Source organism: Streptomyces sp. NPDC085937, from assembly GCF_044540535.1.
Taxonomy (GTDB): domain Bacteria; phylum Actinomycetota; class Actinomycetes; order Streptomycetales; family Streptomycetaceae; genus Streptomyces.
In genome coordinates this window covers 186,446-205,857 of the sequence record NZ_JBITSH010000010.1, presented here as the reverse complement: position 1 = coordinate 205,857, position 19,412 = coordinate 186,446, and the positions used below count along the sequence as shown (strand labels likewise).

General features: G+C 72.4%; 18 protein-coding genes. 5 read left to right on the top strand and 13 right to left on the bottom strand.

The window, feature by feature from the left end:
* Positions 1–65 precede the first annotated feature (65 nt).
* Genes ACIF8S_RS22060 through ACIF8S_RS22045 form a run of 4 tightly spaced genes read right to left on the bottom strand, consistent with a single transcriptional unit; the run spans position 66 to position 5,239 of the window.
* Positions 66–2,162 (bottom strand): alpha-galactosidase, encoded by a 2,097-nt coding sequence (locus tag ACIF8S_RS22060; protein WP_400001077.1) that lies wholly within the window; start codon positions 2,160–2,162, stop codon positions 66–68.
* The gene (locus ACIF8S_RS22055; RefSeq protein WP_400001224.1) at positions 2,159–3,016 is read right to left on the bottom strand and encodes a carbohydrate ABC transporter permease; all 858 of its coding nucleotides are present in this window, start codon (positions 3,014–3,016) and stop codon (positions 2,159–2,161) included. The genes ACIF8S_RS22060 and ACIF8S_RS22055 overlap by 4 nt, the downstream gene beginning before the upstream one ends.
* A complete protein-coding gene (locus ACIF8S_RS22050) occupies positions 3,013–3,951 on the bottom strand; it encodes a carbohydrate ABC transporter permease (RefSeq protein WP_400001075.1) in 939 nt (312 codons plus the stop codon). The genes ACIF8S_RS22055 and ACIF8S_RS22050 overlap by 4 nt, the downstream gene beginning before the upstream one ends.
* Position 3,952: 1 nt before the next feature.
* Complete coding sequence (locus ACIF8S_RS22045) at positions 3,953–5,239, bottom strand: ABC transporter substrate-binding protein (protein WP_400001073.1); 1,287 nt, start codon at positions 5,237–5,239, stop codon at positions 3,953–3,955.
* Positions 5,240–5,747: 508 nt separating this feature from the next.
* On the opposite strand from ACIF8S_RS22045, the gene ACIF8S_RS22040 reads away from it, so the two are divergent.
* Positions 5,748–7,832, top strand: a complete 2,085-nt coding sequence (locus ACIF8S_RS22040; RefSeq protein ID WP_400001072.1) for an NPCBM/NEW2 domain-containing protein — start codon at positions 5,748–5,750, stop codon at positions 7,830–7,832.
* 151 nt (positions 7,833–7,983) lie between these two features.
* Here the strand turns inward: ACIF8S_RS22040 and ACIF8S_RS22035 are convergent, their stop codons facing one another.
* The 4 genes from ACIF8S_RS22035 to ACIF8S_RS22020 form a co-directional block, all read right to left on the bottom strand.
* A complete protein-coding gene (locus tag ACIF8S_RS22035) occupies positions 7,984–9,081 on the bottom strand; it encodes a MerR family transcriptional regulator (protein WP_400001222.1) in 1,098 nt (365 codons plus the stop codon).
* A gap of 141 nt (positions 9,082–9,222) precedes the next feature.
* Complete coding sequence (locus ACIF8S_RS22030) at positions 9,223–9,867, bottom strand: response regulator (protein WP_400001071.1); 645 nt, start codon at positions 9,865–9,867, stop codon at positions 9,223–9,225.
* The gene (locus ACIF8S_RS22025; protein ID WP_400001069.1) at positions 9,858–11,084 is read right to left on the bottom strand and encodes a sensor histidine kinase; all 1,227 of its coding nucleotides are present in this window, start codon (positions 11,082–11,084) and stop codon (positions 9,858–9,860) included. The genes ACIF8S_RS22030 and ACIF8S_RS22025 overlap by 10 nt, the downstream gene beginning before the upstream one ends.
* Before the next feature lie 89 nt (positions 11,085–11,173).
* On the bottom strand, positions 11,174–11,836 hold the full coding sequence (locus ACIF8S_RS22020; protein ID WP_400001067.1) for a DedA family protein: 663 nt from the start codon (positions 11,834–11,836) through the stop codon (positions 11,174–11,176).
* Positions 11,837–12,036: 200 nt separating this feature from the next.
* On the opposite strand from ACIF8S_RS22020, the gene ACIF8S_RS22015 reads away from it, so the two are divergent.
* Together ACIF8S_RS22015 and ACIF8S_RS22010 are read left to right on the top strand one after the other, a co-directional pair.
* The gene (locus ACIF8S_RS22015; RefSeq protein ID WP_400001065.1) at positions 12,037–12,546 is read left to right on the top strand and encodes a DUF2199 domain-containing protein; all 510 of its coding nucleotides are present in this window, start codon (positions 12,037–12,039) and stop codon (positions 12,544–12,546) included.
* The gene (locus tag ACIF8S_RS22010) at positions 12,543–12,938 is read left to right on the top strand and encodes a GNAT family N-acetyltransferase (protein WP_400001063.1); all 396 of its coding nucleotides are present in this window, start codon (positions 12,543–12,545) and stop codon (positions 12,936–12,938) included. The genes ACIF8S_RS22015 and ACIF8S_RS22010 overlap by 4 nt, the downstream gene beginning before the upstream one ends.
* Positions 12,939–13,065: 127 nt before the next feature.
* On the opposite strand, the gene ACIF8S_RS22005 is transcribed toward ACIF8S_RS22010, so the two are convergent.
* Together ACIF8S_RS22005 and ACIF8S_RS22000 are read right to left on the bottom strand one after the other, a co-directional pair.
* Entirely contained in the window at positions 13,066–13,350 is a 285-nt protein-coding gene (locus ACIF8S_RS22005; protein ID WP_400001062.1) for a twin-arginine translocase TatA/TatE family subunit, read from the bottom strand.
* Positions 13,351–13,426: 76 nt separating this feature from the next.
* Positions 13,427–14,002, bottom strand: coding sequence for a TerD family protein (locus ACIF8S_RS22000; protein ID WP_400001060.1), 576 nt, complete (start codon positions 14,000–14,002; stop codon positions 13,427–13,429).
* A gap of 285 nt (positions 14,003–14,287) precedes the next feature.
* Between ACIF8S_RS22000 and ACIF8S_RS21995 the strand changes: the two genes are divergently transcribed.
* Entirely contained in the window at positions 14,288–14,677 is a 390-nt protein-coding gene (locus ACIF8S_RS21995; protein WP_400001059.1) for a BlaI/MecI/CopY family transcriptional regulator, read from the top strand.
* Positions 14,678–14,683: 6 nt separating this feature from the next.
* Positions 14,684–15,616 carry a M56 family metallopeptidase gene (locus ACIF8S_RS21990; RefSeq protein WP_400001057.1) on the top strand — a complete coding sequence of 311 codons (933 nt, stop codon included), beginning with the start codon at positions 14,684–14,686 and terminating at the stop codon, positions 15,614–15,616.
* Positions 15,617–15,691: 75 nt separating this feature from the next.
* Here ACIF8S_RS21990 and ACIF8S_RS21985 read toward each other — a convergent pair whose 3' ends face one another.
* The 3 genes from ACIF8S_RS21985 to ACIF8S_RS21975 all read right to left on the bottom strand — a co-directional run bounded on the left by ACIF8S_RS21985 (position 15,692) and on the right by ACIF8S_RS21975 (position 19,362).
* On the bottom strand, positions 15,692–16,147 hold the full coding sequence (locus ACIF8S_RS21985) for a tellurite resistance TerB family protein (protein WP_400001056.1): 456 nt from the start codon (positions 16,145–16,147) through the stop codon (positions 15,692–15,694).
* Between the two features lie 150 nt (positions 16,148–16,297).
* Positions 16,298–17,308: a sporulation protein gene (locus tag ACIF8S_RS21980; protein WP_400001054.1), complete on the bottom strand. Its 1,011-nt coding sequence runs from the start codon at positions 17,306–17,308 to the stop codon at positions 16,298–16,300.
* A gap of 293 nt (positions 17,309–17,601) precedes the next feature.
* Positions 17,602–19,362: an MOSC domain-containing protein gene (locus tag ACIF8S_RS21975; protein ID WP_400001052.1), complete on the bottom strand. Its 1,761-nt coding sequence runs from the start codon at positions 19,360–19,362 to the stop codon at positions 17,602–17,604.
* Positions 19,363–19,412 lie beyond the last annotated feature (50 nt).

Genomic DNA, 19,412 nt, shown 5'->3' with positions numbered 1-19,412 from the left:
GGCTCCTTCGCGGGGTCGGGCGGTGGGTGTCGGGGGTGTGCTGGCAACCTACGTGGCGGCTCGGCCTAGTGCCGTGTCAGCAGCACCAGTTCGGCGTCGTGGCCGGCGCTCCACGCGAACGGCAGACCGTAGTGGAGCAGGTGGGCTCCCCCGTACGTGGCGCCGGTGCGTGTGTCGCGGTACCGGGCGTGGGGGTCGAGGGCGCGCAGGCGCAGCCTGGCCGGGCGGCCGGGGACGAGCGGGGCGCCGTCGAGCCGTCCGGTGCCGAACGCGGCGACGACGGTGCGCTTCCCGTCCGGGGCGTCGTACTGGATCCCGCAGGTGGGGTCGTCCGGCGTGGCCAGGAGGTGTGCCTCGCCGTGGTGGATCACGTCGCGCACCTCCTTGTAGCGGGCGATCCACCGGGCCGCCTCGGCGCGTTGCTCCGGGTTCCAGGTGCGCAGGTCAGCGCCGATGCCGAGCACGCCGCACATCGCGGTGACGAAGCGGAAGGCGAGGCTGCGCGGGCGCGGATCGAACAGACCGGGAGCGTCGGTCACCCAGGAGCTCATGACGTGCGGGGCGTGGGCGTGCAGGAAGCCGAACTGGATCCGCAGCCGGTCCAGGGGTGCGGTGTTGTCGCTGGGCCAGACGACGTCGGTGCGCGCGAGGGTGGCGTGGTCGACGCGTCCGCCGCCGCCCGCGCAGCCCTCGACGGTGACGTGCGGGTGAGCCGTGCGGAGGTGGTCGAGGACGCGGAGGTATCCGGTGACGTGGGCGGCGTCGAGGTCGAGCCGGTCGGCCGGGCCGGCGCCGGGGCGTCCGCGTTCGGTGGGCGGACGGTTCATGTCCCACTTGAGGTAGCTGATGTCGTAGGCGGTCAGCAGCCGGTCGAGGGTGCCGGTGACGAAGTCCTGGACGTCCGCGCGGCCGAGGTCCAGCAGGAGCTGGTTGCGGACCAGGCGGGCGGGACGGTCCTCGATGCGGTACACCCACTCGGGGTGTTCGGCGTGCAGGCGGCTGCCCGGGCTGACCGCCTCGGGCTCCACCCACAGGCCGAAGTCGAGCCCGAGCGCGCGCACGTCGGCGACGAACCGGTCGAAGCCCTCCGGGAAGGCCTTCGGGTCCGGGTACCAGTCGCCGAGGCCCCCGGTGTCGTCGTCGCGGCCGGTGAACCAGCCGTCGTCGACGACGAAGAGTTCCGCGCCGATGCCGGCGGCGGCCTCCGCCAGTTCCAGTTGTCCGGCGGCGTCGACGTCGAAGCCGGTGGCCTCCCAGGAGTTGTAGAGCACCTTGCGGGCGCGGTGGAGGCGTTCGCCGGTGAGCCGGCGTTCGTAGCGGTGCTGGACCCGGGCCAGTCCGTCGAGTCCGTCGGGGCTGAACGCGCAGGCCAGGCGGGGGGTGGTGAGGGTGTCGCCGGGGGCGAGCAGCACCGCGCCCTCGTGCGGGACGCGTCCGGCGCGGACGCGGACGGCTCCGCCCGGTTCGGCCTCGGCGGTGATGTGCCAGTTGCCCGGCCATTCCAGGGCCACGCCGTACGCGGGTGCCGGACAGTCCTGCGGTGCGGTGCGGTCCTGTACGGCGAGCCAGGGCGCGTAGGCGTGCCCGGGCACTCCCTGGACGCTGCCCATGGTGAACGTTCCGCGGGTCAGGTCGAGTTGGGTGCGTTGGAACTCCTGCGACCACTGGCCGGTGAGGTAGGTCAGCCGTACGCCGTCGGCCGCGGGGACGTTCACGGCGGCCGAGTCGAAGCGCTCCAGGCGCAGCGGTTCGTCACCGGTGCACGTGTGCTCGGTCCAGCGCAGGACGACGTCGGTGCCGGGGACGGTGGCGTAGCACAGGACCGTGCGCAGCCCGAGGACGCCGTCGGTGAAGGCCAGCCGCAGCGAGCCCTCCCCCTCCTCGGCGCCGGAGAACTCCCACCACACCCCGCGCTCACCGCCGGGGCGGGAGGCCACGAGGTCGGACCCGGTGAACGGGCGCATCCCCGACGGCAGGTACTCGGCCGGTGCCGCGTCGGCGGGGGTGAGGAAGTGGGTGCGCCGGGACCAGTCGAGGGCGGAGGGTCCGTCCTCGCAGCCGTGCGGACCCCAGGCGTCGAGCTCGGCCCAGGGGCCGTCCGGGGAGAGCCGGACGGTGTAGCTCGTACGGTCGGTGCGCAAGGTCCAGCGTTGGTACGTCACTTGACCGCTCCCAGGTTGAGGCCGGCGACGAAGTGCCGCTGGAAGCGCAGGAACACGGCGACGGTGGGCGCGGCGGCGATGACGGATCCGGCGGCGATGACGTTCCACATGGAGACGTACTGGCCCTGGAGTCCGATGAGGGCGGCGGTGATGGGCATCTTGGTGTCACTGCGCAGCACCGTGATGGCCCACAGCAGGTCGTTGAAGATCCAGGTGAAGGACAGGGCGCTGAGGGCGGCCAGGGCGGGGCGGGTGAGCGGCAGGATGATCCGCCAGAAGATCTGCCAGGGCCCGGCGCCGTCGACGACGGCCGCCTGCTGGATCTCCGCGGGTATGGCACGCATGAAGCCGTGCAGGACGAAGACGTAGAAGCCGACGCCGAAGCCGATCTGCACGCCGATCAGGGCGGGCAGGGTGTCGTAGACGCCCATCATTTCGCTGAGCTTGGACACCGGGATGAGCAGGATCTGCGGCGGGAGCAGGTTGCCGCCGAGCATGAGCAGCAACACCGAGCGCCTGAAGGGCATGTCGTAGCGGCTGAGGGCGAAGGCTGCCATGGCGGCGAGTGCCAGGGTCGCCAGCACGGCCGGGATCGTGACCAGCAGGCTGTTGATCAGCGCGCGCTGCTGGCCGCCGTCGACCCAGGCCTGGCGGAAGTTGTCGAGGGTGAAGGAGTGCGGCCAGCTGCCGAGACCGTTGGCGGCGATGTCGTCGAAGGAGCGCAGGCTGGTCACCAGGACCAGGGCGATGGGCAGCAGCCACAGCACGGCCAGTGTTCCCGCGCCGAGGTGGAATCCGGCGGTGGCGGCGCGCCGCCGCAGCGGTGCCGACGGGACGGTTGGGTTCGCCATCAGTCGGCCTCCCGGAAGGCGCGGACGAGGTACGAGGCGATCACGCCGAAGGCGAGGACGAAGATGACGACGGCCAGCGCGGATCCGTAGCCGAGGCGCAGGGACTGGAAGGCGGTGGAGTACATGTAGGTGCTCAGCAGCTCGGACGAGTGGTAGGGGCCGCCGCGGGTCAGCGACCACACGACGTCGAAGGAACGCAGCGAGTCGATGACGATGACGGACAGGACGACGGCGTTGACGCTGCGCAGCTGGGGCAGGGTGACGTGCCGGAAGCGCTGCCAGGGGCCGGCGCCGTCGACCTTGGCCGCCTCGTACAGGGCGGGGTCGATGCCCTTGAGGCCGGCCAGGTACAGCACCATCACATAGCCGATCTGCCGCCAGAGGGCGGGCACGATCACCGCGTAGAGGGCGGTGTCCTGATCGGCGAGCCAGGCGTGGCGCAGGCTGTCCAGTCCGACCGAGGCGAGGACCTGGTTGAGGACGCCGTCGGGCTGGTAGATCGCCTGCCAGACGAGGGCGGTGGCGACCAGCGAGAAGACCACGGGCAGGAACAGGGCGGCCCGGTAGAAGCCGATGCCGCGGCGCTCCTGCTGGAGCAGCAGCGCGGTGGCCAGGCCCAGGATCGCGGACAGTCCGCCGAAGAGGACCAGCCAGAGCACGGTGTGCCAGGTGGCGCTGCGGAAGGTGTCGTCGCCCGCCATCTCCCGGAAGTTGTCCAGGCCGACGAAGGTGGGCGCGGAGACGCCGTCCCAGTCGGTCAGGGCCAGGTAGAAGCCCTGGAGTGCGGGCCAGAAAACCCACAGGGCCTCGGCGAGCAGGGGGATCAGGACGAAGGCGAGCACCAGCGGGGGTGTGCGGCGGGCGGCCCCCCGGCCTCGCTTGCCGCGGGGCGGTGCGGGGGCCGGGGAGGCGCTCTTGGTCGGGGTCAGCACGGCCACGTCAGGCGTTCCAGATCTTCTCGGCGTCGCGCTGCCACGTGGTGAGGACGGAGCCGATGGACTTGGGGTCGGCGATGAAGCGGGTCAGCGCGTTGTCGGCGGTGGGCTGGAGGGCGTCGCTGGAGTCGCGGTTGAAGAACTGGGTGATCTCGGCCGCCTCCTCGATGTGCTTGCGCCCCTTGACGACCAGCGGGGTGCCGGCGTCCTTGGCGTCCGGGTGGCAGGGCAGGACGGTGCCGGAGGAGCCCTTGATGTAGATCTCCTGGGCCTCGGCGGTGCCGAGGAAGCGCATCAGGTCGATCACCTCGTCGCGGCGGCCGGTGCGGGCGCCGGCGAAGTAGCCGTCGGTGGGCGCCTCCTCGGCGAGCGGGACCTTCGGGTCGATGACGGGGAAGCGGAAGAAGTCGATGTCGTCGAGGGCGTCCTTGGGGGCGGCGTCGGCGAAGAAGGTGCCGATCAGCATCATGGCGCTGCGGCCGTTGAGCATGGAGGTGGAGGCGTCCTGGAAGGCGACGGCGGTGCCGTCCGGGTCGAAGTACGGGAGGATCTCCTGCCAGCGGTCGAAGACCCTGCGCACCTCGGGGTCGTCGAAGCGGTGCGTGCCGGCGAGGAGTTCGCGGTGGTATGTGGCGCCGTTGATGCGGATGTTCAGGTAGTCGAACCAGGCCGAGGCGACCCACGCGGTGTTGCCGCCCGCGCCGAGACCGATGGGCGTGATGCCCTTGCTCTTGAGCTTGTCGCACAGGTCGAGAAAGTCGTCCCAGGTCTTCGGTTCGCTGACGCCCCACTTGGCGAAGTTCGACTTCCGGTAGAACATGCCCCACCAGTAGTAGGTCGTGGGCACGAAGACCTTCTTGCCGGAGGTCGCCGTGCAGAGGCTGTTCAACGCCTTGGAGTAGCCGCGCAGTTCGGGTGACGACCAGACCTCGCCGAGGTCGAGCAGCAGGTTCTTGCGGGCGTAGGCGTCGGCGACGGACCCCGGGTACCAGGTGTAGACGTCCGGCGGGTTGGCCGAGGTGAGGTACGTCGGCAGCTGGGTGCGGAAGGTCTCGGCGGCCACCGTGTTCAGGCTGACCTCGCCGGTCCCCTTCTTGCCGTACGCGGCGACCAGATCCTCCATCGCGGCCTTGGCCTGCGGGGCGGACAGGTTGGACTGGAGGGTCACCGCTCCCCCGGAGGAACTCTTGCCGGACGAGCCGGAGGTGACGCAGCCGCTGAGCAGGGCGGCCGTGCCGGCGGCGCCGAGCCCGGCGAGGAACCGTCGTCGGCTGGGCTGTTGGTTGGTCATGGAGCACTCCCTGGGAATCCGCGCGGCGGGAGCCGGCCCCTGGTGCGGGCCGGGCGCTGCTCGCGGCGCATACAGGTTCGCGTGGCGATCGAGCCACGTCAAGGTTAATTACTAATTAATGGAGATTCGCTTGCCCTGGAGGGCGAGAGCGGGGCGGGGGGCACGGTCGGAGCCGCCGGACGCGCCGGAGCCAACCGAGTGTGCCGGCCGGTGTCACGGCGAAGACTGTGGCGCCGGACGGAGGCCTTGTCAACAATTATTCCTAATTAATTCGGGCGGCGGCCGACGCCGGACACGCACACCACCCCCGTCACAGGCCGGGCTAACTGTTAATTTAGGAAATATTCTTGACGGGCGCCGGGACGGCCGTCAGGATCCTGGCCAACATCCCGCAGGCCTACGTCCGTTGACGGACCCCGAGGCGACCCGCCGCATCCCCCCGCGAGGCGGCGGCCGGACGCACGTCCGGGACGGGTCGCCCGCCTGATCGGACAGCGAAGGATCCGATGTGAAACGACATCTCACCGTCCTGCCGGCTCTCCTGACCGCCTTGCTGGTCGCGCAGGCACCCGCCCACGCGGCCCCCGAGGCCGGTGAGGCCGCCGGAACGGCGCCGGCGGCACCCACGCAGGTGCTCAGCCCGACGCCGTACATGGGCTGGAACACCTACTACGCCCTGGGGGGCGACCCGACCGACGCGGAGATCAGGTCGACGGCCGACTTCCTGGTCAGCAGCGGTCTGCGCGACGCCGGTTACGAGTACGTCTGGATCGACGGCAACTGGGCCGCGCCGACGCCGCGCGACGAGGCCGGCGATCTGGTGGCCAACCCCGACCAGTTCCCCGACGGGCTCGCGCCGCTGGTCGACTACATCCACTCCAAGGGCCTCAAGGCCGGCATCTACACCGACGCCGGGCCCTACATCCCCGGTAAGTGCGGGCTGGGCAGCCACGGCCACTACCAGAACGACGCGGACCAGTTCGCGGCCTGGGAGTTCGACGCGGTCAAGGTCGACTACCTCTGCGGGATCGCCGCGGACCTCGACCCGAAGACCGTCTACACCGAGTTCGCGCAGGCCCTGCGGAACAACGCCGCCGGCCGCCCCATGCTCTTCAACCTCTGCAATCCGGTGACCTCCCCCGACTGGGGCACCTATCCGGAGGAGCAGCAGTCGACGCACTCCTGGTCGTACGCACCGGCGATCGCGCAGTCCTGGCGGACGTACACGGACGTGGGCTTCGTCGGCGAGATCAAGTTCAAGGACGTGCTGCGCAACTACGACGCGAACGCGCGGCACCCGGAGGTCGCGGGGCCCGGGCACTTCAACGACCCCGACTACCTCGGGCCCGAACTGGGCATGAGCGACGAGGAGTTCCGTACGCAGATGACGCTGTGGTCGGTGGCGGCCGCGCCGCTGGTGATCGGCAGCGACGTCCGGCAGCTCAGCGCCACCTCGCTCGGCATCCTCACGGACCCCGACGTCCTCGCCGTCAACCAGGACACGGCCGCCGTCCAGGCCGTCCGCGTCGGCCCCGCCGGCACGACGGAGACGTGGGTGAAGCGGCTCGCCGACGGTGACCGTGCCGTGGTGCTGCTCAACCGCGGCGACAGCCCCGCGACGCTCACCACGACAGCCCGCTCGGTGGGGCTGTCCGGCGGCCGCTTCACCGTCAAGGACGCGTGGACCGACCGGGTCACCGAGAGCGCGGGCACCATCGGTGCCGCCGTCCCCGCCCATGGTGCGGCCCTCCTCCGGGTCGGGCGGGCCACAGGCAGGCCCGGGGTTCCGCATGTCGTGGCCGGCCTGCCGCAGGTGACCGCCGTCGGCGACGACGCCGTACCGGCCGGGATCGCTCCGGTGGCCGCCGGCGGCGACCGTGCCCGGGTCGAGGTCACCGTGCGCAACGACGGCGCCCGGCCGGTCGGTTCACCCCGGGTGCGGCTGGACGTGCCCGACGGCTGGACCGTACGCCCGCTCGGCACGGCACCCGGGGTGCTGACGCCCAGGCGTTCCCTCACGCTCGCCTTCGCGGTGACGTTGCCGCCCGACGCCACGCCGGGCGGCACCGCGCTGGCCGCGACGACGTCGTACGAGGTCACCGGCAAGGGCCGTCTCGAACAGGAGACGAGCGCGGCGCTGACCGTGGCACCGGCAGCCCCGGACGGAGACGTCGTCCTGTCGCACCACGACTGGATCAGCGCCACCAGCGGGTGGATGAGCCCGACGGTCGACCGGAGTGTCGGCGGCGGGTCGCCGATCAGCATGCTCGGTCAGGTCCACCCGACCGGCCTCGGCGTCGCCTCGCCCTCCACGGTTCGCTACTACCTCGGTGACCGGTGCACCCGGCTGCGTGCGACCGTCGGCATCGACGACGCCGTCCGCAACGTCGGCCCGGAGGGCGGCACGTCGGACTTCCAGGTGGTCGGGGACGGACAGGTACTGTTCGACAGCGGGGTCCTGGGCCGTGACGACGTCCGCGAGGCCGACGTCGACCTCACCGGTGTCCGTGTGCTCGACCTGGTGGTCGGGGACGGCGGTGACGGTGGCTACAACGACCGCGCCGACTGGGCGGGGCTCGACGCCACCTGCTGACCGGTCCCGTCACGTCGTGAGGTCGCACCTCGCCCGCGTGCCCGCCGTCTTCCTGCGCGGGCGGGGTGCGCGCCTCCCGGCGTCCGCATGGACAGGGCAGCGGCGATCGCGCTCTCCGGCAGCCGGCGGCCCGCGCAGCCCCTGACGTCCGTCAGGTGATGAGCAGGCGGATGCCGAGGTCGGCGCTGTCGAGGGTGGACAGTGCGCCGTTGCGCTCGGCCCACCGGCCGGAGTCGAGGTCGTCCCTGAGGCCGCGCACCGCCCGCTGCTCGGCCTGTTCCCCCACCCTCGTCCACACCGACATCGCGCGGCGCACACGCTCCTCCAGGTACGCCGTCGGACGGCGCCAGTACGCCTCGAACAGGCCGTCGGCGCAGTCCCACGGGACCGGCACGGGTTCGGTGCGTGCGCCGATCGCGTCGGCCATCCCGGCGAGGGAGGGGAAGTCCGCGAGGACGTCGGCGAACTCGGGGAGGTAGTCGCGGGTGAGCCAGAAGCGGTCCTGCCAGCCGGGCTCGTCGGTGTCGAACGTGAGCACCACGACGCGGCGGGCGACGCGCCGCATCTCGCGCAGGCCCGCGATCGGGTCGCCCCAGTGGTGCACGGTGGAGACGGCCATCGCGGCGTCGAAGGCACCGTCGCGGAACGGCAGTCTCTCCGCGGCGGCGGCCAGGCACGGGGCCGCACCGGCGGGCCGCTGTCCCCGCATGACCGCGGACGGTTCCACGGCGGTCACGTCGCGGTCGGTGGGCTCGTAGGAACCGGTCCCGGCCCCGACGTTCAGCACCCTGCGCGCGTCACCGAGCGCGTCCCAGATCCGCGCGGCGATCCGCGGATCCGTGCGGCGGGTCGCGGTGTACGCGCCGCCGATCGCGTCGTACAGACGTGGTCCGACCATCTCCAGCCGCTCCTCCGGTGTCACCGTCAATCCCCGCGCGTGTGCGGTGAGCTCTCTGTCGATCGCCGCCACCATGGCGTCGGCGCGGTCCCGCCGTTCCAGCAGCAGGCCACGCAGCCGGCGCAGGTGTGCGACCGCGTCGGTGTGCGGGTCGCCGACCAGTTCGGCGATCTCCCGCAGTCCGAACCCCAGCCGCCGGTAGGCCAGCACCTGCCGCAGCCGCTCCACGTCACCCGCCGCGTACGCCCGGTACCCGGCCGGGGTACGCGCCGACGGCCGGACGAGTCCGACGGCGTCGTAGTGATGCAGCGTCCGCACGGTCACCCCGGCCAGTTCGGCCACCTGCCCCACGGTCCAGTTACTCTTCACGCCCCCGACCCTGCACCCTGACGTCACGTGAGGGTCAACCGCGACCGCACCCACCCGAACCGTTGGCCCACGACGTCAGGGTCGTGAAGTCGGCGCGAAGGGCCGGCGGCCGGGTGGTGGGGCTTATGACTCCAGGTATCTCAGGACTGCCAGGATGCGACGGCTGTAGCCGGTGGTGTGGGTCAGGTCCAGTTTGTCGAAGATCGCGTTGAGGTTCTTCTCGACGGAGCTCTGGGAAAGGTGCAGCTTCTGCGCGATCGCCGCGTTGGTGTGTCCCTGGGCCAGGCCCTCCAGGACGGTGCGTTCGCGGGGGGTGAGGCGGGTCAGGGGGTCCGTGTGGGTCGTGCGGACGACCAGCTGCCGTACGACCTCGGGGTCGATGGCGGCGCCGCCGGCGTGGACGCGGTCCAGCGCGTCCAGGAACTCCTCGACCTGGGCGACGCGGTCCTTGAGGAGGTAGCCCACCCGTTCCACGCTGCTCGCCAGCAGCTTGGCCGCGTAGTTCCGCTCGATGTGCTGGGACAGCAGCAACACGCCGATGCCCGGCCACTGTTCGCGGATGGACAGCGCCGCGCGCAGGCCCTCGTCGGTGTGCGTCGGGGGCATGCGGATGTCGAGAACGACGACGTCGGGGCGTTGCGAGGGCAGCCGCGCCAGGAGGGCGTCGGCGTCGCCGTAGGCGCCGAGGACGTCGTGTCCTTCCTCGACCAGCAGCCGCACCAGCCCCTCGCGGAGCAGGGTCGAGTCCTCGGCGATCATCAGGCGCATGGCAGTTCCGCGGTGATGGTGGTGGGTCCCCCGGCGGGGCTGTCGACGTGCAGGGCGCCGTCGAGCGCGGCGACCCTGCTGCTCAGTCCGCCCAGTCCGCTGCCGGTGGGATCGGCGCCGCCGCGGCCGTTGTCGCTGATCCGTACGGTGAGCAGCCGGTCGTGGAGGCGTACGCGTACGAAGACGTCCGTCGCGCCGGAGTGCTTGGCCGCGTTCGTCACGGACTCCGACACCACGAAGTAGGCCGCCGTCTCCACGGCGCGCGGCAGTTCCGCGGGGACGTCGAACTCCGTCCGGACGGCGAGGGCGGCCCGCTCGGACACACCGCTCAGTGCCTCCTCGAGGCCCTGGCTGTCCAGCGCGGAGGGGTAGATGCGCCAGGTCACCTCGCGCAGTTCCGCCAGGAGGTCCTGGGTCTCCTGGTGGGCCTGGCGCAGGAGTGCGTCCGGCAGCTCCGGGCCCCGTGCCCGGCGGGCCCGGCCGAGGAGCATGCCGAGGGCCACGAGCCGCTGCTGGATGCCGTCGTGGAGGTCGCGCTCGATCCGCCGGCGTTCCGTGTCCACCGCCTGGACGACCGCTGCCCGGCTGGCGGCGAGGTCCTCGATGCGCTGCCGCAGCAGGTCCCGTTCGGAGGGGCCGAAGCACTCGCGGGCGATGCGCGCGTCGAGGGCGGCGAGCGAGCGGAGGCCCTGGACGTCGAGGAAGAGCAGCACGCCGCCGAGGGACGTCTGCAGGAGCAGTTCGTCCCAGCCGAGGGAGCCCCGGGCCAGTCCCACGGCCAGCAGGCCGGCCAGGACGGTCCCGAAACCGAGCAACGCGACCACCACGCTGATCAGCAGCCCTGTGTAGATGCGTGCGGCCAGGTAGCGGAGGGTCTGCTGCGCGGACGCCTCGCGGTGCTCCGGGTAGCGGTCGCCGAACAGGATGGTCCGTCGGGCCCGCTCCAGGGCCGTGAGGCGACGGGCTCCCGCGGTGAGGGCCGCCAGCGCGGTGGTGCGGGTGGCGGGCCACAGGAGGAACGGGCCGAGGACGGTTCCGACGACGAGCAGGTGGAGCAGCCCGAGGAAGGCCGTGACGCAGCCGAGCAGGGTGCCGGCGCAGCGGCGCACCCGGGACGCGGGCGCCGTGACGGTGGTGCCGTCGTCTCCGTGGACGTCCTGTTCCCCGGGGTTGGGCAGGCGGTGGGCGGCGGCGATGCCTGCGGAGTTCCCCTGCACGGGAGTTGAGCGTAGTGCGGCACGGGTGGGGGAGCAAGATCGGTTCTGTCCGGCGGGCGGCGCTCCCGCGGGCGTCGGGGAGTGGCGCGTCATGACGCACGGCGGTGACGGGCCCCGCTGTTGCCGCGCAGGCGCAGAGCCACGTACGAGACGAGCGCGACGACGACGAGGGCGAGCACGGCCTTGGAGACGACGCCGACGTAGGTCCCCACGGTCTCCCACTGGTCGCCCAGCCAGTAACCGGACATCACCAGGGCCGCGTTCCAGATGAGGCTGCCGAGGGTGGTCAGCATGACGAACACGGGCAGCGGCATGCGTTCCACGCCCGCGGGGACGGAGATGAGACTGCGGAAGACCGGCACCATGCGGCCGAGGAGGACCGCCTTGGTGCCGTGCTTCGCGAACCACGCCTCGGTGCGCCGCAGGTCGGATGCCTTGACCAGCGGCAGCTTGGCCCACAGGGCGTGCACGCGGTCCCGGCCGAACAGCCCGCCGATGCCGTAGAGGACCACTGCTCCGGCGACCGAGCCGAGCGTCGTCCAGAACAGGGCCGAGACCAGGGTGATCACGCCCTGCCCGGCGGCGAACCCGGCCAGTGGGAGGATCACCTCGCTGGGCATCGGCGGGAAGAGGTTCTCCAGCGCGATGGCCAGGCCCGCGCCGGGACCGCCCAGGGTCCCGACGAGATCGGCGGCCCAGCCCGCGATGCCGTCGGCGGGGGCGGCGGGCAGGGGTGAGGAGGTGAGGCGCATACGGTTCTCCCAGCTCGCGGGTCCGGCGCCCGGGCGGACACCGACTCCCACCAGGCTAGAAAGCGCAGGTCAACGCGGGTATGCGGATCTCCGCCCGCCCCACTGCGGTTCCCCACACCCCTCACCCTGCGGAAAACCGCACCCTGTGCGGATCGCTGCGAAGATCGCCACCAGTGGCCGGAGGGCTAGACTCCCGCGCCATGGTCAGTGATCCCGGATTCACGTGCACGGGCTGCGGCGCCCACCACGCCGAGCTGCCGATGAACTATTCGGCCGATGCTCCGGCCGTATGGAACGCGGCTTTCGCCGGTGCCGAGGACTGCATGCTCTCCTCGGACCAGTGCGTGATCCAGGCCGCGCACCACTTCGTCAAGGGGCTGATCGAGATTCCGGTCGTCGGCACCGACGACGTGTTCTCCTGGGCCGTCTGGGTGTCGCTGAGCCGCGAGAACTTCGCGCGGGCGGCGGACCTCTGGGACGAGCCCGGCCGCGAGGACGAGAAGCCGTACTTCGGCTGGCTCACGACCGAGCTGCTGGTCTACCCGGAGACGACCCTCAACCTCAAGACGCTGGTGCACACCCGCCCGGTCGGTGAGCGCCCCTACATCGAGCTCGAACCCACGAGCCACCCCTTGGCCGTGGAACAGCGAGCGGGGATCACCATGGACCGGGTACGCGAGATCGCCACGGCCGTACTCCACGGGACATGACCATCACGTACGTGTGGCGTGGGGAGGTCGACGACTCGGCTGTCAACGCCCTGCACGCCGAGGGGTTCGGGCATCCGGCCGGGGGGACGGGCCGGCGGGCCAGACTCGAGCGGCACAGTCTCGGCTGGGTCTGCGCACTCGACGGGGACCGTCTGGTCGGCTTCGTCAACGTCGCCTGGGACGGTGGGGTCCACGCCTTCGTCCTGGACACGGTCGTGGCCCGGGACTGCCGTTCCGGCGGCGTGGGGTCCGCGTTGGTCAGGGCGGCGGCCGACGGGGCCCGTGCGGCGGGGTGCGGGTGGCTGCACGTCGACTTCGAGGAGCACCTGCGGCCGTTCTACCTCGACGCCTGCGGCTTCCGGGAGACGGCCGCGGGGCTGATCGCGCTGTGACGCCCGGGGGCCACGGTGGGCGGGCCCGATGACGAGTTCTCGTCGGGCCCGCCCGTCACGGGCCCGCGCCGGCGGGCGGGAGCGCCCGCCCGCCGAGCGGCGGGACCGGTCCGGCGGCGGGCCGGGCCTACGCCCTGCTCCCCTGCGGCGGGATGCCGTCCGTGTCCGCGGACGGCCGTTCGGGGGCGGGCGCGCCCGGGCCCGGAACGGCCTCCCCCTGGATGATCCGGGGGGAGGTGTCCGCGCCGCGTGCCTGCGACTCCTCCTGCTCCGCCCTCTTCATGGCCTGTGCCTCGGCCTTGAGGATGCGGGCCGACTTGCCCGCGTTACGGGCGAGTTCGGGTCCCTTCCTGGCCAGGATCAGCGCGATGACGACGATCAGGATGACGGCCAGTTCGCTCAGTCCGAACATGGTGTCCTGCTCTTTCTGTCTCCGGACCCGGGCCGGGGCGGCACGAGTGCACTGGCGGTGCGTCGGGGGCGACGGGTCAGACGTTCACGCCGAAGTCGGCGGCGATCCCGGCGAGGCCCGAGGCGTACCCCTGGCCGACCGCGCGGAACTTCCACTCGGCGCCGTGGCGGTAGAGCTCACCGAAGACCATCGCGGTCTCCGTGGAGGCGTCCTCGGACAGGTCGTAGCGGGCGATCTCGGCGCCGCCGGTCTGGTTGACGATCCGGATGAACGCGTTGCGGACCTGGCCGAAGCTCTGGCCGCGGTTCTCCGCGTCGTGGATGGAGACCGGGAACACGATCCGGTCGACCTCGGCGGGCACGGTCGCGAGGTTCACCTTCACGCTCTCGTCGTCGCCCTCGCCCTCACCGGTGAGGTTGTCGCCGGTGTGCTCCACGGAACCGTCCGGGCTCGTGAGGTTGTTGTAGAAGACGAAGTGCTGGTCCGACAGCACCTTGCCGGAGGCGTCGAGGAGCAGGGCGGACGCGTCGAGGTCGTAGTCGGTGCCGGTGGTCGTACGGACGTCCCAGCCGAGACCGACCAGGACGGCGGTCAGGCCCGGCGCCTCCTTGCTGAGCGAGACGTTGCCGCCCTTGGACAGGGAAACTCCCACGGTGTGCTCCTTCTCGACCGGTGCGTTCGGGCCCGCGGCTCGGGTCCGGACTCACGAATCTACATCACTGTAGAGAGGGTGTGGCAGGGCGTGCGGCCGTAAGTCCGCACCCGGTTCGCGCCGCGAGGCCGGCCGCGTCCCTCCGTCGGCCCGCCCCGAGCCCCGCGTCCCCGAGCCCCGCGCCCCGCGCCCGGCGCCCGGCGCGCGGCGCGCGGACGGGCGGGGGTGCGGGCGTCTATACGATGTCAGCGCGGCGAACGTACGGCGGCAGGGAGGAGACAGGACGTGGGCGAGCAGCGGCAGCGTCCCCGGCGGCGGGGGCAGGGTGAGCTGGAGGCGCTGGTCCTGTCGGCGCTCCAGGAGGCGGACGGTCCGGCCACCGCCGGGTGGGTCCAGGAGCGGCTGGGCGGCGACCTGGCGTACACGACGGTGATCACCATCCTGACCCGGCTGCTGGCCAAGGGAGCCGTCACGCGGGAGCGGGCGGGCCGGTCGTTCGCCTGGACCTGCGCGCTGGACCAGGCGGGCCTGGCCGCCCGGCGGATGCGCAAGGTCCTGGACTCCGAGAACGACCGTGAGGCCGTGCTGGCCAGTTTCGTGACCGGCCTGGGGCCGGACGACGAGCGGCTGCTGCGGGAGCTGCTGCGTCCGGCGGGGCGGGACGGGGAAGACTGAAGCCTCATGGGGGTCTTCGTCTTTCTGCCGCTGGTGCTGCCGCTCACCGCGTGGCCGATCGCACGCCTGGCCGAGCAGCATCTGCATCCGCGGACCGCTACGCGGCTGCTGACCGGGGTGGCCGCGGTGATGGCGGCGTGCAGCACTCTCTGCCTGGCGCTGGTGATGGTGGTCGGCACCGCCCAGCTTCCCGGCAACCCGCTGCCCGACGGCTGGTCGGATCCCGAGGTGCGGGCGGCGGTCCCGTACGACGAGGTCGTCGGCAAGGCGGCGATCCCCGCGCTGGTCGCGGTCCTGGTGGCGTGCGGCCGGACATGGTGGCGGCACGCGCGGGTGCGCCGCCGTGCCCATCGGGCGCTGGCGGGGCTGCGGGACACGGAGGTGGCCGTACTTCCCGACGCCGCCCCGTACGCGTACGCGCTGCCCGGGGGCCGGCGGGACCGGGTGGTGGTGACGACGGCCCTGCTGGACTGCCTCGAACCCGCCGAGCGCCGGGCGCTGTTCGCCCATGAGCGGGCCCATCTGTCCGCGCGCCACCACCGCTTCCTGCTCACGGTGCGCCTGGCCGCGCAGGCCAACCCGTTCCTGCGGCCGTTGCGCACGGCGGTGTCGTACACGGCGGAGCGGTGGGCGGACGAGGACGCGGCCCGGACCGTCGGCAGCCGCCGTACGGTGGCCCGCGCGATCGGCAAGGCCGCGCTGGTCTCCCGGGGGACGCCGTCCGCCACCCTGGCCGGTCTGGCCGCGGCGGGGCCCGTGCCGCGCCGGGTGGCGGCCCTGCTCGGGCCCGCGCCCGCGGTGCGCACGTGGCCCTCGTTGTTCACGGCGGTGGGAGTGGCCGCGTGGGGCGCGGCCACGGGGGCGGTCGTGTCGGCGATGTCGTCCGCCAACTCCGCGGTGACGATGGTGCTCATCCTGCACGCGGCCACGCCTCTGTGAGCCGCACCGGATGAGCCACGGGCATGCGACGGGCCGGCACCCCGGGGGTGCCGGCCCGTACGCCACTCCGGCCGGTCAGAGGTCGAACTCGTGGGGCGGCAGGTCCAGGGCGTAGCAGGCCTCGCGGACCACGGCCTGCTCGTCCTTGTCGAAGTCGCCGTCGGCGCCGCCGATGACGATGCCGATCTGGATGACGGCCCGCGCCTCGGCGGGCCTCTTCTTCGCCTTGGCGATCTCCTGCATGACGCTCACCTTGCCGAACGCGAAGTCGGCGGTGAGCTTGTCGAGGTTGGCCTCGAAGCGGCGGCGCAGATCGTCGGCGGGGAAGTTCCGCAGCACCTCGTTCGTGGCGATGAGCTGGGCGACCCGCTGGCGCTCGGAGGGATCGACGCTGCCGTCGGCGGCGGCGACCAGGGCGCACATCGCCATGCCGGCGTCCCGGAAGGCACCGCTTTTCAGATCGTTCTTCTTCGCCATGAGCTGGGTCTGCATCGTGGATGCGGACTCCTTGAGGCGGTCCCAGAGGGCCATGAGAGCTCCGTACGTGTCGGGCGGGAGCCCGGACGGGGTGGTCCGGGCTCCTCACTTTCTACATTGATGTAGAAGTTACCAGCGGGGGACGGAGAGACGCGATCGCCCGCCCCGCCGACGGTGCCCCCGCAGGCAGCACCCGGGCCGTCGTCAGCCTTCGTCCTCCTCGTCGCCCTCGAAGAAGTCGCCGACCTCGTCCACCACTTCGGCCGCCACCATGCCGCCCACGACACCGACCGCGAGGCCGGCGGCGCCCGCGGCTACGGCTGTCCCCACGCCCGGACCACCGCGGTGGTGACCGTCGTGACCGTGGGAGTCGTGGCCCGCGTACGGGGCACCGTGGCCGTAGCCCCCGTGGGCGTGCCCGCCGTGCTGCCCATGGTGTCCGGATCCCGCCCGGCGTTCCACCAACTGACGGACCCAGGCGTCGACTTCCGCGTTCCAGTCGCGTGCGTCGTGCAGCCCGACGGCGAAGCGGGACACCGCGTCGTGGCCGCCGGAGAAGAGGCCGCCGCGCTTGTCCGCCTCCAGGACGACCTCGACGCCGCCCGGGCCGGCCAGGAAGGTCACCTCGATCTCGTTGACCTGGTGGGCGTACTGGGGTGCGGGGGTGAGCTCGATCTCCTGGTAGAAGGGCAGCCGCTGTCCGGTGCCCGCGATGTGCCCGTACTCCAGGTCGGCGGACCTGAAGCCGAAACCGAGCTGTCCGAACGCCTCGAGGATCGCCTCCTGGACGGGCAGCGGGGCGACGCTCAGCTGGTCCAGGTCGCCCTTGTCCCTGGCGCCGGCCACCGCCAGTTCGGTGCGCACGCCGAGGACGATGCCGAGGTGCTGGCCGTACAGCTCGGTGATCGGCGTCTCCCACGGCAGGGTCACCGTGAAGGGGACGCTGTGCCGCAGCGCCGCGGCGAGCCGGAAGCCGCCGCCGACGGTGAACCGCTCGAAGGTGACGACACCCTCGCTCTCGCCCTCCCCGTGCTCGGCCTCGACCCGGGCCACGAGCTCCAGGGTGATGTGCTCGATGTCGAAGTCGCTCTGCCCGCCCTCGAGATGGACCTGACCGGTCAGCGCGCCGCCGGGGCGGGCCGCTCCCGGATCGAGAACCGTGTCGACCGTGGGACCGCCCACGCCGAGTGAGCCGAGCAGTCGTTTGAACACCATGGTGGCGTCCACTCCTTTTGCGTACGTGTGTTTCCTGTGGGTGCGGCGCCGGGCAGCCGGGGAGCCGCCGGTGCACCGCGGCACCGGAGGCGCGCCACCCGGCCGGAGCGGCCGGGGTGGGCGCCTGGTTCTTCTACAGACGGGTAGAAGAATAGGGCGCTCCGGGGCCGGACACCGCGCGGGCGGAAGCGGCTCGCCGGAAACGGCCGAAAACGGGCTCCGCCCGGCCGGGTGTGTCGGCGGGTCGGCCACGCGGGAAACCGGCGGGACATGTGACGCGCCGTCAGGGTGACTCAGAGGTCGAGGACGACGTCCCGCGCGGGCCGTGAGCAGCAGATGAGGGCCGAACTCGGCGGGGGCTGCTCCACCGGTTCGGTGGTGTACTCGACCGCACCGGACATCAGCGCCGTCTCGCAGGTGCGGCACACTCCCGTGCGGCAGGACCACCTGGTCGGCACGTCGCAGGCCTCGGCCAGTTCCAGAAGGCTGTCGTGGTCGCCGTTCCACGTCGCGCTCACCTGGCTGCGGGCGAACTCGACCCGGGGGCCGGGGCCCGAGGACGGCAGGGAGTGCGGGCTCGGACGCTTCCTGTCCGCGATACCGGGTGTGGAACCGGGGCCGGCCCCGAAGGTCTCCGTGTGGATGTGGCGCGTGCCCTGGTGCCGGAGGGCTTCCGTGACGTCCCGCATGAAGGGGTCCGGTCCGCACACATAGGCCTGTGCGTCGCCGGGGAGGCCGAGATCCGCGACGGTGTCGGCGGTCAGCCGGCCGGCCGTCGTCCCGGCGGCGAGGCGGGCGGCCGGCTCGGGCCTGCTGTAGAACACGCGGAGCCGGGCGCCGGGCAGCCGTGCCAACAGCCGGCGGACCTCGTCGGCGAAGGCGTGGGTGCGCTCGTTCCGCGTCGCGTGCAGCCACCAGACCTGGTGCCGCGGCGCATCGGCGTCGTCGGCGAGGGCGTGCAGCATGGCGAGGAGCGGTGTGACGCCCACCCCGGCGGAGACGAACACCACGGGGAGGGTGTCCTCCCGGAGATCCTGGAGGACGAACGCGCCACGGGGCGCCGCTGCCTGGAGGTCGTCGCCGGTCCGGACGCCGGTGTGCAGCCAGGTGCTGGCCCGCCCGTGCTCCTCGCGCTTCACGCTGATCCGGTAGCCGGGTGCGCCGGGCCGCCCGGACAGGGAGTAGGAACGCACCGTGCCCGGCGCCTCTCCGGCCCGCAGGGTGAGGTACTGGCCCGGTCGGGCGGCGGGCAGCGGCGCCCCGTCGGGATCCGTCAGCCAGAGGGACCGGACGTACGGCGTCTCGTCGACGACACGCTGGACGCGGAGCGGCCGGAAGCCGTCCCACGCGGGCGGGGTGACCGATGCGGGGCTGAGGCCCGCGTTTCCGGCCGGCCGGGCGCCGTCGCCGCGCGCCTGGTCCAGGAGAGCGCGGAACGACGCCTGCCAGCCCGGGCTGAGGGCCTCCACCCGCAGGGCTCGTTCGAGACGGTCTGCGGGGTGGGGCGGGCGGTAGAGCAGGGCGTCGACCTCCGCGACGGTCATGCGTTCCGGCCCGTCGGCGACCTTGACGATCTCCTGGCCCGCCTCCACCTCCCCCTCGTCGATCACGCGCAGGTAGAAGCCGGGTCGCCCGTGCGAGACCAGAAGGGCGGGCAGGCGCGGCTCCCCCATGCGCAGCCCCACGCGGTAGCAGGTGACCCTCGGCTGGGTCACCTCGAAGACCGCCGTCCCGATCCGGTAGCGGTCCCCCACGCACACCTCGTCGTCGGCAAGTCCTTCCACGGTGAAGTTCTCGCCGAAGTTGCCGTGCACGAGGTCGTCCCGCCCGAGGTGCGCGGCCCAGTGCCGGTAGGAGTCGGCCTGATAGACCAGCACGGCCCGCATCTCGCCGCCGTGGCCGCGCAGGTCGCCCTGCCCGTCGCCGTCGATGTTGAGCCGCCGGACGCGCCGGGGGCCGAGGACCGAGCTCTTGTGGACCCCGGTGTGCACCGTCTCGCCCCGCCAGGGGACGTCCCGGGGCAGACCGACGTTCACCGACAGCAGCCGCGCCATCACCGCACCTCTCCGCAGCGCTCGCTACGGAAAACCCTAGGCGGTTCCGC

Coding starts and splice junctions, on each gene's coding strand:
- ACIF8S_RS22045 (WP_400001073.1), bottom strand. CDS start 5,239: ATGACCAACCAACAGCCCAGCCGACGACGGTTCCTCGCCGGGCTCGGC.
- ACIF8S_RS22030 (WP_400001071.1), bottom strand. CDS start 9,867: ATGCGCCTGATGATCGCCGAGGACTCGACCCTGCTCCGCGAGGGGCTG.
- ACIF8S_RS22020 (WP_400001067.1), bottom strand. CDS start 11,836: ATGCGCCTCACCTCCTCACCCCTGCCCGCCGCCCCCGCCGACGGCATC.
- ACIF8S_RS22015 (WP_400001065.1), top strand. CDS start 12,037: ATGGTCAGTGATCCCGGATTCACGTGCACGGGCTGCGGCGCCCACCAC.
- ACIF8S_RS22010 (WP_400001063.1), top strand. CDS start 12,543: ATGACCATCACGTACGTGTGGCGTGGGGAGGTCGACGACTCGGCTGTC.
- ACIF8S_RS22005 (WP_400001062.1), bottom strand. CDS start 13,350: ATGTTCGGACTGAGCGAACTGGCCGTCATCCTGATCGTCGTCATCGCG.
- ACIF8S_RS21990 (WP_400001057.1), top strand. CDS start 14,684: ATGGGGGTCTTCGTCTTTCTGCCGCTGGTGCTGCCGCTCACCGCGTGG.
- ACIF8S_RS21985 (WP_400001056.1), bottom strand. CDS start 16,147: ATGGCCCTCTGGGACCGCCTCAAGGAGTCCGCATCCACGATGCAGACC.
- ACIF8S_RS21980 (WP_400001054.1), bottom strand. CDS start 17,308: ATGGTGTTCAAACGACTGCTCGGCTCACTCGGCGTGGGCGGTCCCACG.
- ACIF8S_RS21975 (WP_400001052.1), bottom strand. CDS start 19,362: ATGGCGCGGCTGCTGTCGGTGAACGTCGGTCTGCCCCGGGACGTCCCC.